Below are 14,706 nucleotides of genomic sequence, written 5' to 3' on the forward strand. Positions count from 1 at the left end.
TACCAAAGATAAAGAGTGGGTTTCCCCACTCTTTACACAACGGACTTATCTCATTATTACCAAAAAAATTATACCATAGTGAGGCAGCACTGACAAGTACCAGCCCTTGACTCCCCTTTTTAAAGGACTCTATATGCTATCACTTAAGCCGGTTGTTAGAACAGTGAAAGCTGGTTGCTCTCCGGCAATCCCCGGAAGCAGCCCATTCCCGTGAGCAGCTCAATCACCGTTTTACTGGCCTTGGATTTCTGCTGGAAATCCTCAATGGAGAGGAATTCTCCTGCGTCCTTGGCAGCGGCGATATTAATCGCAGCATTATCCCCGATTCCCGCAAGCGAGGAGAACGGAGGGATCAGGCTGGTACCGTCCACCGTGAATTTGGTAGCATCCGAGCGGTACAGATCAATGTTCTTAAAGGTGAAGCCGCGTGCGGTCATCTCCAGGGCCATCTCCAGTACCGGAAGCATGGCTTTTTCCTTAGGCAGCGCCTGGAAGCCCTTGGCTTCGATCTCTACCAGCTGGCGCGCAATGGCTTCGTAGCCTTTGCAGCACAGCTCGATATCGAAATCCGCCGCGCGGACCGAGAAGTAAGTCGCATAGTATTCTATCGGATGATACAGCTTGAAGAAGGCTGTGCGCACCGCTGAAATAACATAAGCCGCGGCATGGGCCTTCGGGAACATGTACTGGATTTTGAGACAGGAATCAATGTACCACTGCGGCACCTTGCAATTCTTCATCTCTTCAATCCACTCCGGCGGCAAGCCCTTCCCTTTACGCACGCTCTCCGTAATTTTGAAGGCCAGACTGGCATCCATGCCCGCCTTATAGATCAGATAGAGCATAATATCATCACGGCAGCCGATTACCGTCTTAATGTTGCAGGTGTTGTTCTTGATCAGCTCCTGGGCATTTCCCAGCCACACGCCGGTTCCATGGGACAGCCCCGAAATCTGCAGCAAATCGGCAAAGCTGGACGGCTTCGCTTCGACAAGCATCTGGCGGACGAACTTCGTCCCCATCTCGGGCACTCCATAAGTGGCTACCGGGGTGCGGATCTGATCCGGCCTTACCCCGAGCGCATCCGTAGAGTTGAACATACTCATCACCTTCGGATCATTCATTGGAATGGTCGTCGGGTCGACGCCAGTCAGATCCTGCAGCATCCGCATCATCGTCGGATCATCGTGGCCGAGAATATCGAGCTTGAGCAGGTTGGCATCGAAGGCGTGATAGTCGAAATGGGTAGTCTTCCACTCGGCTGTCACATCATCCGCCGGGAACTGCACCGGAGTGATATCTTCGATCTCCATGTAGTCCGGCAAAACAACGATACCGCCGGGATGCTGCCCCGTACTGCGCTTCACACCGGTACAGCCGGCAGCAAGCCGTCCAACCTCCGCGCCGCGCCAGCGCTTCTGGTGATGCTCCTCATATTTCTTAGTGAAGCCGAAGGCGGTCTTCTCCGCCACTGTACCGATGGTTCCCGCGCGGAATACATTGTCCGGACCGAACATTGTTTTGGTAAAATTATGGGCGTTCGGCTGATACTCCCCGGAGAAGTTAAGGTCGATATCGGGAACCTTGTCCCCTTTGAAGCCCAGGAAGGTCTCAAACGGAATATCCTGCCCTTCTCCCTTAAGCTTGCCGCCGCAATCCGGACAGTCCTTATCCGGTAAGTCAAAGCCGCTCGGCACACTTCCGTCCAGGAACCATTCGCTGTGCCGGCATTCGGAATTGGTGCAGATATAGTGGGCCGGAAGCGGATTAACCTCCGATATTCCAAGGAATGTTGCCACTACCGACGAGCCTACCGAGCCACGGGAACCGACGAGATAACCGTCCTGGTTCGACTTTTTGACCAGCCGTTCCGAGATCAGATAGTTGGCGGAGAACCCGTATTTAATAATCGGGGCAAGCTCCTTCTCCAGACGGGCAACCACAACCTCCGGCAGCTCCTCGCCGTAGATCGATTTGGCAGTGTCATAGCAGGTATTGCGGATCTCATCATCCGCACCTTCAATAATAGGTGTGAAGAGATCGCTTGGGAACAGATCGTATTCCTCGAACCGCTCAGCCAGCTCAACAGTATTCGTGACCACGACTTCCTTCGCTTTGGCTGCACCCAGGTATTCGAACTCGGCAAGCATCTCATCGGTTGTACGGAAGTGGGCATCCGGCTTGTTCTGGTCCTTCAGCGGACTGAACCCGGTAATCCCGTGGATCGTAATATCGCGGAACAGCTTATCGCGCGGCTCCAGATAGTGCACATTCCCAGTGGCTATCACCGGCTTGTTTATCTGCTCGCCAATCTCACAGATTTTGCGTACAACTCCCCGCAGGTCCTCTGGACTCGCTACGAACCCTTTATCCACCAGATGCATGTACATGGTCAGCGGCTGGATTTCCAGCACATCATAGAACTGGGCAACCTCAATCGCCTCTTCTACGGTCTTGTTCAGCACAGCCTCGAAGAACTCGCCCCGCTCACAGCCGGATATGACGAGCAGTCCGTCCCGATGCTCTTCAAGCTTCGATTTCGGAATGCAGGGTACCCGCTTGTAGTACTCGGTATGCGACATGGAGATCAGCTTGTAGAGGTTCTTTTTGCCGATGGGATTCAGTGCATAGATGCCGCAGTGAAACGGCCGCACATTCGACAGGTCATTGCCTACATAATCATTCAGCCGGTCCAGCCGGGTCATCCCCTTCATCTTCTCCGCATCAGCCAAGAGACCGTTCAGAATCCCGCCCAGTGCTATCGTATCATCCACCGCACGGTGATGGCTCTCCAGCAGTACCTTGTACTTGTCAGCAAGCGTATTGAGCCGGTGGTTCTTCATTTTGGGGAAGAGCAGACGCGCCAGCTCCAGCGTATCCAGTGAAGGATTCGGCAGCTCCGGCTGCCCCAGCTTCTTCAGAGAAGCTTGAATGAAGCCCATATCGAACCGCGCATTGTGCGCAACGAGAATGCTGTCTCCTACAAACTCCACGAATTCCTTAAGTACCGGTTCCAGATCCGGTGCATCCTTGACCATTTCATCCGTAATGTTCGTCAGCTGCTGGATGTGGTAGGGAATTTTCTCATGCGGATTGACAAAGGTGGTGTAGCGGTCCAGCTCCTTGCCTTCGCACATCTTGATCGCCGCAAGCTCCGTGATGTTATTGCGCGTGATGGACAGCCCCGTGGTCTCGATGTCAAAAACGACATAGGTTGCCGTCTTAAGCTCCAGCGGCTGCGCATTCTCCACGATATTGACCGCGTCATTGACGACATTAGCCTCGACACCGTAGAGCATCTTGAGCTTATGCTTATGGGCGGCATGATTCGCATCCGGGAAGCTCTGAACATTGCCATGGTCGGTAACTGCAAGTGCCGGGTGGCCCCATTTCGCAGCTGTTTTGACATAGGCATCAATCGGTGCTACCGCATCCATCGTGCTCATGGTCGTATGCAAGTGGAACTCCACGCGCTTCTCCTTAGCATTGTCCTTACGTGCAGGCGGTGCCGACACCTCGGTCAGATCCGAAGGAATCATCACCAGCTCGGGAATCTGCATGAACCGGTCATATTCCACTTTGCCGCGCGCCCGGACCCATTTGCCGTTAGCCAGCTGACCCATGATCTTCAGCTCTTCCTTGGTCTTCGCGAACATCTTCATCTGCAGGGAATCTGTAAAGTCTGTGATGCAGAAGGTGAACAGCGTATTCCCGTTACGCAGCTCCTTGCTGTCCAGCCCGAAGATCGTCCCCTGGATTGTAATCTTCTTCTCTTCATCCTGAATCTCCAGAATGGAGACGGCCTGCTCCTTAATGTCATTCCCGATCTGAAGCTTAATGACCTCGCCCGGGTCCCCCGCTTCTTCAGGCTCGTCCGGCTCACTGTTCATCATCATCAGCTCTACCAGCTCACGCTGCTCCTGCTGGAGCTTCTGCTGGAATTCCTCATAGGCATCCGCTTTGTTCTTGGTCTCATCCTCGGACATCTGCAGCTTGACCTTGAGAGGGAGCGCGAAGTATTTATCATAATATTTAATAATGGCGGCTTCGATACCCTTTTTGCGGGCCAGTTCGAGCGACATGGAATCGTTCAGGCTTAGGATGAGCGTGCCGTCCTGCAGCTCCTGGCTGGAGCGCGTCAGCCAACCGTTGACGGACGGAATCTCACGCTGGACCCACTCCAGGAACATGCCCCAGTACTCCTGTACAATATCAGCTCTGCTTACAGTATCATCATATAGGAACAAGAAGCTGACCTTGGCAATATGCTGCAGCTTCTCACGCATTCTAAGGATAAATGCCCGGTAGGTCTGGGCGGGAATCAGGGTTGTCTTCGCAATCACGATATGCCAGTCATGGTTGCCGCGGCTAATCTCCACCCGTTCAATCTGTCCGTCTACAAAATAGGGATCAATCATGGCAGGCGGAATCTCCCCCTGCTTCATCAACAGCTCAAACCTCTTTCTTCTCTCCACGTTCTGCTCCATGCATTCCCCACCTAACTCGGCAATAATTGGCGTAAGATTTCGACGTCATTCTAATAAGATCTATTGTAAGAAAAAGCCTCCGGCTTAAAAAGCATTGGGTACTTGCGGCCCGCCGACTCCTTTCGCCAGAAGCTGATATAAAAAATAACAAATATAAGGTTGCCGATTAATATGCTTTGGCAAATACAACCGTATGCTGAGCAGGCTTGCCGCAGCAAATACAGGTCTCTTTCGTTTCTGACGGGTGGAACGGAATATTACGGCTGCCTGCGCCGGTCTCTTCCTTGACCTTATCTTCACATTCCTCAGAGCCGCACCAGCCTGCAAGCGCAAAGCCGCGTTTCTCCTCCATGGAATCCTTCATCTGCTCAAGAGTGTCTACGGAATAGAAATGATCCTCACGGAATTTCAGTGCCCGCTCGTACATTTCCTGGTGGACCTGCGCAAGCATCGCATTCACTTCTTCAACCAGGTTCTCCTGCTGAATGACCTTCTTCTCGCCGCTGATCCGGGATACGAGCACGCAGACGCCATTCTCCATATCACGCGGTCCAAGCTCCAGACGGACAGGGACGCCGCGCATTTCATATTCATTGAACTTCCAGCCCGGGGTTACATCCGCACGGTCATCTACACGCACGCGGATTCCGGCGCTCTTAAGCTCACCAAACAGTTCGTCGGTACGTCCGATGACTGCTTCGCGGGTCTTAGGCGGTCCGATTGGAATCATAATGACTTGCGTAGGCGCTACCTTCGGCGGCAGAGCCAGTCCGCGGTCGTCACCATGCACCATGATGAGGGAACCGATCAGACGCGTGGTAGAGCCCCACGAGGTGGTATGTGCATGTTCCAGTACATTCTCCCGGTTCAGATATTGGATATCAAAAGCAACCGCGAACTTGGTGCCCAGATAATGGGAGGTAGCGGCCTGTACAGCCCGTCCATCCTTCATCATCGCTTCAATGGAATACGTATCCACAGCACCGGCAAACCGCTCGGATGGCGTCTTCTGTCCGGTCACTACCGGAATAGCCAGAAAGGTCTCCACGAAGTCGCGGTAGTTATCAAGCATCTTCATCGTTTCTACGCGTGCTTCCGTCTCATTCTCATGCGCGGTATGGCCTTCCTGCCAGAGGAATTCCGTCGTACGGATAAACGGCAGGGTACGTTTCTCCCAGCGGACCACGTTGGCCCATTGGTTGATCAGCACCGGAAGGTCGCGGTAAGACTGAATCCACTTGGAATACATATGGCCGAACATCGTCTCGGACGTAGGACGGATTGCCAGACGTTCTTCCAGCACATCGCCTCCGGCCTCAGTCACCCAAGGCAGCTCCGGGTTGAAGCCCTCCACATGTTCCTTCTCCTTCTGGAAAAAGCTCTCGGGAATGAACAGCGGGAAGTAGGCATTCCGGTGACCGGTCGCCTTCAGGCGGCGGTTCATTTCCTCCTGAATATGCTCCCAGATTTCATAGCCGTCCGGTTTGAACACGATACAGCCGCGGACCGGCGAATAATCCATCAGGTCCGCTTTTTTGATAACATCGATATACCAGCGTGAGAAATCCTCGCCCTGCGGCGTGATCTCTGTAACGAACTGCTTGTCTTTGGCCATGTGAAGAAATCCTCCTATTATTCGCCCCTCAGATTGCACATTAGGTATGAAGCCCAATCAAATGCATCACGGGATAAAAAAGATATGACATCCGTCAGCCGCTTATGAGGCGTAAAATATCATTATACGTAACAGCGATCATCACCAGGAACAGCAGGGCAAAGCCTACAAAGTGGACCATGCCTTCCCTACTCGGGTCCACCGGCTTGCCGCGCAGTGCCTCAACGCCCAGGAATACAAGCCGGCTGCCATCCAGTGCAGGAATCGGCAGAAGATTGAAGATCCCCAGATAGAGGCTGAGAATAGCCGCCCAATAGGTCAAATACTGAATCCCCTGCTGGGCAATCTGCCCGGTCAATTGGAACGTGCCCACCGGCCCGGAGATATCATCCATATTAAATTTGTTGATCAGCTGCTTGAAGCCGATAAAAATCAGCTTGGTGGTGTCGACCATAGCAGTACCGGACTTGGTAATTGTCTCCCCCACTCCGGCCTTGCGGGTAGGAAGCTCCGGCGTAATTCCAACCTTACCGCCTTGCTCCCCTTCCATTCCACGGGGAATCATGGTCACATTCAAGGTCTCTTCGCCGCGCTTCAGCGTCCAGTTCATTTCTTTGCCTTTGGAGGCTGAAGTCAGCTTGATCATCTTCTGGTAATCTCCGCCGATGGCCTGCCCGTCCACAGTGACGACGATGTCGCCCTTCTGAAGACCTGCTTCCTGCGCAGGCATCCCTAAGCTGACATCACCGATCTTCACATAGGTCGGATTCTCCACCGGGATTCCGGCCATCTGCAGATGAAGTGCAAATAGCACAAACGCCAGAATGAAGTTCATCACCGGTCCGGCCAGGATCGCTATCGCACGCTGGCCGACGGTTTTGCTGCCGAACTGGCGGTCCTTGGGCGCAATTTGCGTCTGCTGGGTGCCTTTGATCATCATCGCCTGCGGATTCACATCATAGGTGGTCACTTCACCATCTACATCAAGGCGGATCTTCAGTTCATTCTCCAGATCCGTGAACTGTGCTTCACCGCGTATAACATTTCTGCGCGTATCCAGGGAATCGAGGTAAATATTCTTTACCTTGTTATCCTGGCCCAGCCGGACAGCAATGGTCTGCCCGGGGCCGATCTCAACCATCTCCGGATCTTCGCCGGCCATACGGGCGTATCCCCCGAAGGGCAGCAGGCGGAGCGTGAACTGGGTTTCACCGCGTTTATAAGAGAACAGTTTCGGACCGAAACCGATCGCAAATTCCCGTACAAGAATTCCGGCGCGTTTGGCAAAATAATAATGTCCCCATTCATGGACAGTCACCAGAACAAAGAACATAAACACCGTTAAAAAAACAACTCTTACCATCTCCATAGCGCAACATTCCCCCTTAAGGTGTAAGACCGAAGTATGTCCTCTTAATTTATCATTATTCCAAGGCAGGGCACAAGAGAATCAACAGTCCACACCTATTTTTCAGGGTACAGCCATATTCACCGTTTCCAAAGGCCTCTTATCCCTTTACAGGACAGCCGCAAGCTCCCGGGAAGCTATATCGCTACTGTGAATCTGTTCCAGACCGGGGTTCGCTTCACCCTGATGACGCTGAAGCACTTCATCAATAATCTCATCAATCCGCAGGAAGGGAATCTCACCGCGCAGGAAGCGGGCCACGGCGACCTCATTGGCTGCATTGAAGGCTGTTGTGAATGTGCCGCCCGCTATGCCGCAGTCAATAGCCATCTTCAGCGCCGGATAGCGCTCATAATCCATCTCCCGGAAGGTCAGGCTGGCTACCTGAGCCAGAGACAAACGCTTCGCAGGAGACGGCCAGCGGTCGGGATAGGTGAGCGCATATTGAATGGGAACCCGCATATCAGGAGTCCCAAGCTGAGCAATAATGCTGCTGTCGCAGAACTCCACATAGGAGTGAATGATGCTCTCCGGATGCAGCACCACATCAATCTGCTCATACGGAAGGGCGAACAAATGGTGGGCTTCAATAACCTCCAGGCCTTTGTTAACCATGGTTGCCGAGTCAATAGTAATCTTGGCCCCCATGCTCCAATTGGGGTGACGCAGTGCGTCCGCTACGGTAACATTCGTAAGCTGTTCACGCTTATAATCACGGAACGAGCCACCCGAGGCAGTAATGGTAATTGAAGCCACATCTTCACGGTTCTCCCCATTTAAGCATTGGAAAATCGCCGAATGCTCGCTGTCCACTGGCAGCAGCTTCACGCCTTTGCGTCCAGCCAGCTCTGTAACCAGATGTCCGGCGGTCACCAGTGTCTCCTTATTAGCCAGTCCAATATGTCTGCCGGCTTCAATCGCCGCCAGCGTAGACTGAAGCCCTACACTGCCTACAAGCGCAGTTACGACCGTCTGTGCATCGCCTCCGGCAGCAATCTCCACCAGACCTTCACTTCCGCTGTACAGCTCTACACCGGCGGGCAGACTGGATCTGATCCCCTCTGCAAGCTCCTTCGTGGATACCGATACACGGCGAGGCTTGAAACGGCGGACCTGTTCCAGCAGCAGTGAAGTATTACTTCCCGCCGCCAGTCCATCGACTTCAAAAGCTTCCGGATGCATAGCTACCACATCCAGCGTCTGGGTACCGATGGAACCCGTGGAGCCGAGAATACTAATTTTTTTCACAGTTGCTTTCCTTCTCCCTGTCGTTAATAGTAAGGCATCAGCATTACGATATGTACGAAAGGAAATACGATGATCCAGCTGTCGCAGCGGTCCAGGATGCCACCGTGACCCGGCAAGAGTGAGCCTGAATCCTTAATACCGTACACCCGTTTATAGGCAGATTGTACAAGATCTCCAAGCTGACCCAGCACAGCGCAGGCAATTCCAATCAGCAGCGCGCGTCCGATAGTCAGCAGATCAGGAACCAGTATAGCAAACACAATCGATATGACAGCAGAAATCAATACTCCGCCAAGCGCGCCCTCTATAGTCTTGTTAGGACTGATCGCAGGCCACAGCTTGTTCTTCCCGAAGCTTCTGCCGACAAAATAGGCTCCGGCATCACTGCCCCATATACAGCACAGCAGCAGGATCGTCCAGAAGAGGCCATGGCCATCCCCCGCACCGCGGGCGATTCCCATATACGAGAACCCCATTCCTATGTAAACAATGCCAGTGAACATCATCGCGGTGATTTTGATATCAAGCTTATTCTTACTGAAGACAGTGACCAGCAGGAACAGCAGCAATACCAGCCAAATCCCCTGTTCCCAGGAGAATAGCTTATTCGTTCCCAGGAGATCCCAAGGAATCATAAAGCCTACTACAGAGGCATAACCAAATACAGCAGTCAGCCCGAAGGTTGCTGTACCTGTCATTTTCACAAATTCATAATAGCCGATGAGGGCCATCGCAGTCAGCATCAGCTGATACGGCCAGCCACCCCAATAGCATAACCCTAAAAACAAGGCCCCGGCAACAATTCCGGTAATCAATCGCTGCTTCAAAGAATCCCTCTCCCATCAGGCTACTTCAATCCACCATAACGGCGTGTGCGGCGCTGATATTCAGCCACAGCCTGCATCAGATGCGTCTTGTCGAACTCCGGCCAGTACGCATCCGTAAACCAAAATTCACTATAGGCGATTTGCCACAGCATAAAGTTACTGAGCCGCATCTCCCCGCTCGTACGGATGAGCAGGTCAGGATCGGGTAAACCGCTGGATGACAGTCTGTTGTCAATCAGCTCTGAAGTGATCTCTTCAGGTGACAGAATTCCTGCCTGGATATCCTTGCCCAGAGCGCGCATACAGTCCTCAATTTCCTTACGCCCGCCGTAGTTCAGAGCAAAATTAAGTATAAGTCCGGTATTGCTTAGTGTGCGGGCGACCGCTTCTTCCATCGCCTTGCGGGTATGGGAAGGCAAAGCCTCCGTGTTGCCCATTACGCGCACCTGTACATTCTTCTCAATGAGTTCATCCAGTTCAATCGCCAGGAATTCTACGGGGAGGCGCATCAGGAAATCCACTTCATCCTTAGGCCGGGTCCAGTTCTCCGTAGAGAAAGCGTACAGAGTCAAAAATTCTACTCCGAGGTCATTCGCTGCAATCGTAGCACGTTTGACTGCCTTCATCCCGTTCTGATGGCCCACAACCCGGGGCATACCGCGCCGCTTCGCCCAGCGCCCGTTGCCATCCATAATTATCGCTACGTGCCGGGGAATATTATCCGGTGAAATCTCGACTGGCTCCTGCCTGTCTTTACGGCTCAGCCATTCTTGAATCCGTTTGATCATTTCCGTTTCCTCCAAGCTCTTATCAGAAAGAGACAAACCCCACCATTAACGGAGGGGCCTGAAGTCTCATGAATTTCGTTATACTTCCATAATCTCTTTTTCTTTGGACAAGAGCACTTTGTCGACTTCAGCTATGAACTTATCCGTTGATTTCTGGATATCTTCCTGATGTCCATGTGATTCATCTTCTGAAATGCCGTTCTTCTCCATCTTCTTGATGTCATCATTGGCATCGCGGCGGATATTGCGGATCGCTACCTTCGCTTCTTCACCGAACTTCTTGGTGAATTTCACCAGCTCAGTGCGGCGTTCTTCGGTAAGCGGAGGAATCGACAGGCGGATGATTGTACCGTCATTGGCTGGAGTAATCCCAATGTCGGATTTCATAATCGCCTTTTCGATGTCTGACATTGAAGTTTTGTCCCACGGCTGGATCAGCAGGGTCCGGGAATCCGGTGTGCTGATGTTGGCCAGCTGATTAATAGGAGTTGGAGCACCGTAATATTCAACCTGGATGCGATCCAGCAGCGACGTCGAAGCGCGTCCCGCCCGCAGTGTTGCCAAGTCGCGTTTCAGCGAGAGAATCGCTTTTTCCATACGCTCTTCGGCATTCTTCTTAACCGATTGTGGCATTTAATTTACACTCCCTTTAACGATCGTCCCGATCTTTTCGCCGAGAACGACGCGTTTAATATTGCCTTGCTCTGTAATAGCAAACACAATGAGCGGTATATTATTATCCATGCAGAGTGAGGAAGCGGTAGAATCCATAACCCCCAGGTTTTTGTTCAGAATATCCATGTAAGTAAGCTGCTCATATTTCACGGCTGTGCTGTCCTTGAACGGATCTGCTGAGTAGACGCCGTCTACCTTATTCTTGGCCATGAGGATAACCTCGGCTTCAATCTCGGCTGCTCTAAGCGCTGCCGTAGTATCTGTCGAGAAGAACGGATTCCCTGTCCCTGCGGCAAAAATAACTACGCGGCCCTTCTCCAGATGCCGGATCGCCCGGCGGCGGATATAAGGCTCAGCAATCTGCTGCATGGCAATAGAGGTCTGAACCCGGGTAGGGACATCGATCTGCTCCAGAGCGTCCTGCAATGCCAGCGAGTTCATCACTGTTGCCAGCATTCCCATATAATCGGCTGTTGCCCGGTCAATACCGCTTGCACTTCCGGCGATTCCGCGCCAGATGTTGCCACCGCCGCATACAATCGCAACCTGAACTCCAAGCTCCACGACTTCCTTGACCTGCTCTGCAATAGAGATGATCGTATCGGCATCGATGCCATAGCCATTCTGTCCGGCGAGCGATTCACCGCTTACCTTAAGGACTACTCTCTTAAATACCGGTTGTTCCAATTATATACCCTCACTTTCTACAAAAGACGGAACACTACTTGTATGTGTTCCGCTCTTTTGATGCTTGCCTGTATTCAGTTCTTATTCAATGTCATGCAGTTATTATTGTTTTACTTGTGCCATAACTTCTTCTACGAAGTTGTCGACTTTCTTCTCAAGACCTTCACCCAGTTCGAAACGAACAAAGCGGCGGATTGTGATGTTCTCGCCGATCGTGCTGATTTTTTCATTCAGCAGCTGGGAAATTGTCTTGTCCGGGTCTTTAACGAAGGATTGCTCCATCAGGCAGTATTCTTCATAGAACTTGCTGATGCGGCCTTCCACCATTTTTTCAACGATCTTCTCAGGCTTGCCTTCGTTCAGCGCTTGTGCCTTAAGAATTTCTTTTTCCTTCTCTACGTCTGCAGAAGGTACTTCTTCACGGCGGACATACAGCGGGTTCGCTGCTGCGATTTGCATAGCGATGTCACGTGCGAATTCTCTGAAGGAATCGGTTTTGCCTACAAAGTCAGTTTCGCAGTTAATTTCTACCAGAACGCCAATACGGCCGCCAGCGTGGATATAGGATTCTACAGTACCTTCAGTAGCAATACGTCCTGCTTTGTTGGCTGCTGCGGACAGACCTTTTTCACGAAGCAATTCTGCTGCTTTGGTGATATCGTTGTTTGCTTCTTCCAAAGCTTTCTTACAATCGAGCATTCCTGCCCCGGTTCTTTCACGAAGTTCCTTCACTGCTTTTGCATCTACTGCCATTGTTATTCCCTCCAGGATCATAGTCGTTGTCATACGCAGGCATAAAGTGATACTCGCATGCATTTTAAAAAAAGGGCAGTGAGAGGTTATCCACCTGCCAACCACCCTTTTTCATTTAAGTTTATGTTTTATGTTCCGGTTACTACTTAAGCTGTAGTTGTGTCTTCGCCCTGATGAGCTTCAACAACGGCATCAGCCATCTTACCAGTCAAGAGCTTCACGGCGCGGATAGCGTCGTCATTGCCTGGAATTACGTAGTCAATTTCATCCGGATCGCAGTTAGTATCAACGATAGCTACGATAGGAATACCCAATTTGCGAGCTTCTGCTACAGCAATGCGCTCTTTACGCGGGTCAATGATGAACAGCGCGCTTGGAAGACCTTTCATGTTCTTGATACCGCCCAGGAATTTCTCAAGACGATCTTTCTCTTTGCGGAGAAGGATAACTTCTTTCTTAGGCAATACTGCAAAGGTACCGTCTTCTTCCCAAGCTTCCAATTTCTTCAGGCGGTCAATACGCTTCTGAATAGTCTGGAAGTTAGTCAGGGTACCACCGAGCCAACGCTGGTTAATGAAGAACATACCCGAACGTTCAGCTTCTTCTTTTACGGAATCCTGTGCCTGCTTCTTTGTTCCTACGAATAGGATTGTGCCGTTGTCGCCAGCGACGCTCTTTACAAAGTTGTAAGCTTCCTCTACCTTTTTGACTGTCTTTTGCAAGTCAATAATGTAAATTCCGTTTCTTTCAGTGAAGATATAACGATCCATCTTTGGGTTCCAACGACGAGTCTGGTGACCGAAGTGTACCCCAGCTTCGAGAAGCTGCTTCATGGAGATTACTGCCATCTTCACACACCTCCTAAGTTTGGTTTATTGTGTGTCTCCTCCGCCGCGCGTCATCTTTCAGCAAGACTTTCTTCAGAAGAAAGCACCCCTTGTCGAAATCAACCGGCGTGTGTTTTAACACCGTCAATTAATATATCATAATAAAACAGCCTATGCAACGATTACTTTTTTACGGTAATCAGCTTGTCAATAATGGAGTTGATGCTCTCTCCCTTGGTGAAGCTGTAGCTGCCGTATTGAATGATAGTATTCACCTTACGGCTGTTTGCCGTCTGGAGGAACTTATTCTTATCCTCAATAACCCCGGCTTCCGCAAGTAAATCTGCCGTCTGGGCGAGAGTAATTCCAGTGGGAATCTTAAGAGATATTACCCCGTCAACCGCAGCCACAGGCGCTTCAGGCGTAGCCGGAGCCTTGGTAACAGGTGCTGCGGTGCTCTGCGGCTGTGCAGGAGCTGAAGGCTTGCCCGGAGTCGTTGCGGCGCTTGGCACTGCAGCCGGCTTGGGCGGGACAGCAGGCGTAGATGCCGGTGTTGCTGCTGGCGCCCCGGAAGCCTGGGTCTTGGCCGCTTCCTCCGGGGACGGCGTTGCTGTTCCAGCAGCTTCTGCCGGATCTACAACATTCAGGTTCAGGCTAGCCGCTTGCCGGATCAGCTCTTCTTTGGTCAGAGGCGCCGTCCGTCCGGCTATCATCAGCTGCAGCAGCAGCGCGCCGGCTATCAGCCCGACCCCTAGTCCCAGCATAAAGAATCGGTTCTTCATCATACGGATTCCTCCTGCTGGGCAAGCTGCAGGATCAGTTGCACCTCACCCCGCTGCAGACCGGCGGTCTTGGCGATAGAATCGATTGATTTCCCTTGCTCATGCAGCTCGAACAGCCGGGGATACCGCAGCTTAATGGAGCTGACGGGTCTTGGCTTAACAGGAGGTACTGCCTCGGCAGCCTGTTCCCTGCCCTGGGGCTTCTCCGCGTGGCCGGACGAAGCTTCCCGCGAGAAGGTGGCTGCCAGCTGAAGCAGTCCCTTCTCTTCTGCGGTCAGCCGCGCATCCATCAGCAGCAGGCTCTTCTGCAGCTCGCCCACCTGCTCCCGCAGTCCACCGATCTCTTCCTGCAGGGCCGCCTTATTGCTCTGTGACTGTGTCTTAATACTGCCCACCAGCTTCAGCAGCTCGGAGTTCTCATGCTCGATATCGGCCATGTAGAGCTCCAGAGCCGCCTCCGTCTCCTTCAGGCTCTTCTTCTCCGAGTCTTCCTTACCCGTCCTGGCCGGCAGCCGCAGGGCATAAACAATAGCAACTGCGCCTACCAGCACGATGTATACCCATGGTTCCAAGTGTGTAATCTCCTTCTGCGTTTAATTCATAGGATGC

Annotated in this window: 12 protein-coding genes; all 12 read right to left on the reverse strand. The window is 52.1% G+C overall.

All coding sequences use genetic code 11. The annotated features are described in order from the left end of the window. Nucleotides 1-155: 155 nt before the first annotated feature. Nucleotides 156-4,487: a PolC-type DNA polymerase III gene (locus J2Z70_RS29930; RefSeq protein WP_036724720.1), complete on the reverse strand. Its 4,332-nt coding sequence runs from the start codon at nt 4,485-4,487 to the stop codon at nt 156-158. A gap of 166 nt (nt 4,488-4,653) precedes the next feature. Beyond that, nucleotides 4,654-6,102: a proline--tRNA ligase gene (gene proS / locus J2Z70_RS29935; RefSeq protein WP_209879034.1), complete on the reverse strand. Its 1,449-nt coding sequence runs from the start codon at nt 6,100-6,102 to the stop codon at nt 4,654-4,656. Nucleotides 6,103-6,196: 94 nt separating this feature from the next. Beyond that, on the reverse strand, nt 6,197-7,471 hold the full coding sequence (gene rseP, locus J2Z70_RS29940) for an RIP metalloprotease RseP (protein WP_036724717.1): 1,275 nt from the start codon (nt 7,469-7,471) through the stop codon (nt 6,197-6,199). A 147-nt stretch (nt 7,472-7,618) separates the two neighbouring features. Further along, a complete protein-coding gene (locus tag J2Z70_RS29945; RefSeq protein ID WP_209879036.1) occupies nt 7,619-8,758 on the reverse strand; it encodes a 1-deoxy-D-xylulose-5-phosphate reductoisomerase in 1,140 nt (379 codons plus the stop codon). A gap of 23 nt (nt 8,759-8,781) precedes the next feature. Next, complete coding sequence (locus tag J2Z70_RS29950) at nt 8,782-9,585, reverse strand: phosphatidate cytidylyltransferase (protein ID WP_076078640.1); 804 nt, start codon at nt 9,583-9,585, stop codon at nt 8,782-8,784. A gap of 20 nt (nt 9,586-9,605) precedes the next feature. Further along, nucleotides 9,606-10,373 carry an undecaprenyl pyrophosphate synthase gene (locus J2Z70_RS29955; protein WP_036724712.1) on the reverse strand — a complete coding sequence of 256 codons (768 nt, stop codon included), beginning with the start codon at nt 10,371-10,373 and terminating at the stop codon, nt 9,606-9,608. A gap of 78 nt (nt 10,374-10,451) precedes the next feature. After that, the gene (frr, locus tag J2Z70_RS29960) at nt 10,452-11,006 is read right to left on the reverse strand and encodes a ribosome recycling factor (RefSeq protein ID WP_036724711.1); all 555 of its coding nucleotides are present in this window, start codon (nt 11,004-11,006) and stop codon (nt 10,452-10,454) included. Further along, complete coding sequence (pyrH, locus tag J2Z70_RS29965) at nt 11,007-11,735, reverse strand: UMP kinase (protein ID WP_036692582.1); 729 nt, start codon at nt 11,733-11,735, stop codon at nt 11,007-11,009. Nucleotides 11,736-11,837: 102 nt separating this feature from the next. Beyond that, nucleotides 11,838-12,488 carry a translation elongation factor Ts gene (tsf, locus tag J2Z70_RS29970; RefSeq protein ID WP_036724710.1) on the reverse strand — a complete coding sequence of 217 codons (651 nt, stop codon included), beginning with the start codon at nt 12,486-12,488 and terminating at the stop codon, nt 11,838-11,840. A 146-nt stretch (nt 12,489-12,634) separates the two neighbouring features. Next, complete coding sequence (rpsB, locus tag J2Z70_RS29975) at nt 12,635-13,336, reverse strand: 30S ribosomal protein S2 (RefSeq protein WP_036692565.1); 702 nt, start codon at nt 13,334-13,336, stop codon at nt 12,635-12,637. A gap of 161 nt (nt 13,337-13,497) precedes the next feature. Next, entirely contained in the window at nt 13,498-14,100 is a 603-nt protein-coding gene (locus J2Z70_RS29980; RefSeq protein ID WP_209879038.1) for a hypothetical protein, read from the reverse strand. Next, complete coding sequence (locus tag J2Z70_RS29985; RefSeq protein WP_036724708.1) at nt 14,097-14,669, reverse strand: hypothetical protein; 573 nt, start codon at nt 14,667-14,669, stop codon at nt 14,097-14,099. Before J2Z70_RS29985 ends, J2Z70_RS29980 begins: the two co-directional genes overlap by 4 nt. Nucleotides 14,670-14,706: the final 37 nt, after the last annotated feature.

The sequence above is a fragment of the Paenibacillus silagei genome, from assembly GCF_017874735.1.
Lineage (GTDB): Bacteria > Bacillota > Bacilli > Paenibacillales > Paenibacillaceae > Paenibacillus_AQ > Paenibacillus_AQ silagei.

Excerpts from the sequence above, each read along its gene's own strand:
- J2Z70_RS29930 (WP_036724720.1), bottom strand. The coding sequence starts at position 4,487 with ATGGAGCAGAACGTGGAGAGAAGAAAGAGGTTTGAGCTGTTGATGAAG.
- proS (WP_209879034.1), bottom strand. The coding sequence starts at position 6,102 with ATGGCCAAAGACAAGCAGTTCGTTACAGAGATCACGCCGCAGGGCGAG.
- rseP (WP_036724717.1), bottom strand. The coding sequence starts at position 7,471 with ATGGAGATGGTAAGAGTTGTTTTTTTAACGGTGTTTATGTTCTTTGTT.
- J2Z70_RS29955 (WP_036724712.1), bottom strand. The coding sequence starts at position 10,373 with ATGATCAAACGGATTCAAGAATGGCTGAGCCGTAAAGACAGGCAGGAG.
- frr (WP_036724711.1), bottom strand. The coding sequence starts at position 11,006 with ATGCCACAATCGGTTAAGAAGAATGCCGAAGAGCGTATGGAAAAAGCG.
- tsf (WP_036724710.1), bottom strand. The coding sequence starts at position 12,488 with ATGGCAGTAGATGCAAAAGCAGTGAAGGAACTTCGTGAAAGAACCGGG.
- rpsB (WP_036692565.1), bottom strand. The coding sequence starts at position 13,336 with ATGGCAGTAATCTCCATGAAGCAGCTTCTCGAAGCTGGGGTACACTTC.
- J2Z70_RS29980 (WP_209879038.1), bottom strand. The coding sequence starts at position 14,100 with ATGATGAAGAACCGATTCTTTATGCTGGGACTAGGGGTCGGGCTGATA.